1 protein-coding gene is annotated in these 394 nt (G+C 69.3%); it reads right to left on the bottom strand.

The window, feature by feature from the left end; all coding sequences use genetic code 11:
- Window positions 1-334 (bottom strand): hypothetical protein (locus DM813_RS00005; protein ID WP_164897180.1); only part of this gene is annotated, 334 nt, incomplete at its 3' end.
- Window positions 335-394: the final 60 nt, after the last annotated feature.

The raw sequence follows: 394 nt of genomic DNA, 5'->3' as shown, positions 1-394 counted from the left end.
GCCCGCAGTCAGTGCCGGCACCGAAGAAGCTGCTCGGCAAAGTGCCGTGGCCGTGGCAGTCGGCCATGGTCTCCTTGAATTTTTTCAGGCCGCTGTGGCGCGCCGGGCTGCGCTGGCAGGTCGCCTGCTGGGTGGCGCTGGCCTCTCCGGGCCTTGCGGTGCACGCCACCGGGCACTGGATCTCGCTGCTGCTGTGCTGGGAACCGCGCTGGCCGCGCATCATCCGCGAGGCCGGCCGGCCCGGAAAGCCTGTTCCGCCACTGTCCACCGCTGCCGACTGGCCGCCGCTGCCCACGGTGGAGCCCGCAAAGAAGAAGCCACAGCGCGCACGCAAACCACGGAAAGTCGATGCGGATCCGGCCGAGCAAGCGCCGAAAGGTACGGAACAGAGCCA

It is taken from the genome of Pseudomonas alkylphenolica (assembly GCF_004025535.1).
Classification (GTDB): domain Bacteria; phylum Pseudomonadota; class Gammaproteobacteria; order Pseudomonadales; family Pseudomonadaceae; genus Aquipseudomonas; species Aquipseudomonas alkylphenolica_A.
Note: the sequence above shows the minus strand (reverse complement) of the source record. Positions and strands in the feature narration are given on the sequence as shown.